Annotated in this window: 1 protein-coding gene; it reads right to left on the minus strand. The window is 34.4% G+C overall.

Features of this window, described 5'->3' with window-relative positions; all coding sequences use genetic code 11:
* Positions 1-19: 19 nt before the first annotated feature.
* Positions 20-925 carry an IS1595 family transposase gene (locus DRF58_RS18115; protein WP_116037343.1) on the minus strand — a complete coding sequence of 302 codons (906 nt, stop codon included), beginning with the start codon at positions 923-925 and terminating at the stop codon, positions 20-22.
* Between the last annotated feature and the right edge of the window lie 57 nt (positions 926-982).

Consider the following 982-nt stretch of genomic DNA (forward strand, 5'->3'; position numbering starts at 1 on the left):
TATGTATATCCGTTTTTAATCATACTGCTGTAATATTAGCAATAATGAGCCTTTCGAATAGTTTGTCTCCGAAATATCTTCGATTTAGTTTGTAAATAAATTCGTTGAGATACAATTGAAGATATTTTCTTTTGATTTTATGATAATTTCCCAATAGATTTCTTTTAGCATTGCTGATGGTGATGTGAACCCATTTTAAGGTTTCGTTGGTAGTTTCTTTATCAGATTTTTCGGTGATATGAAGTTCAACAAAATCTGAAATATCAACGTATGATGTGCTTTTATCCGTGAAAACAATGCTTTGATTATCAATCGATTCTTTTATGGTTTCATTAATTTCCAGAGAAAGATGCGTTTCCAAAACTTTCGCCTTAAAATATCTGCAGGATTTTGATTTTTCGCCTGTTTCCAAATTTTCCAAAGGAACAGATTCAGCCATCACCGCTACATTTTGCTTGCCTGCAGCGCCTCTGCCACGAACGCCTTTTTCTTGTTCTATCTCGCTGGATTCTACTGTGAAATAGCCTTCATCAAACTCAATCATACCTTCCAAAGTGTATTTTTCGTCACGTGTTCCCATTGCTTTTCGCAACTTATGAACCATTGCCCAAACTGGCTCATATCGCTTCAATCCCAATTGTTTCTGAATCTCTTTCGATGAAAACCCTTTCTTGGTAACGCTCATTAGAAACATGGTTTTGTACCAAATTAAGAATGAAAGATTAGAATTTTGCATAATCGTTCCACTTTTCAAGGAAATTCTTTTACGACACTTTTTGCATTCGTAGCTCCAGATGCTTTTAATCCAGAAATGCTCCTTGTGACCGCACTTGCAAACCACTCCGATTTTATCTCTCTGCTCCTTAAAATGAATTCTGCAATCTTCCTCTGTCCCAAAATGCGTTGTAAAACTAAATATATTCATCTAACTAATTAAATTATAAGTAAATATACGAAATTATGTGTAATTACGGATATTCAT

The sequence above is a fragment of the Epilithonimonas hispanica genome, from assembly GCF_003385395.1.
In the GTDB taxonomy this organism is placed as follows: domain Bacteria; phylum Bacteroidota; class Bacteroidia; order Flavobacteriales; family Weeksellaceae; genus Epilithonimonas; species Epilithonimonas hispanica.

Excerpts from the sequence above, each read along its gene's own strand:
- DRF58_RS18115 (WP_116037343.1), bottom strand. The coding sequence starts at position 925 with ATGAATATATTTAGTTTTACAACGCATTTTGGGACAGAGGAAGATTGC.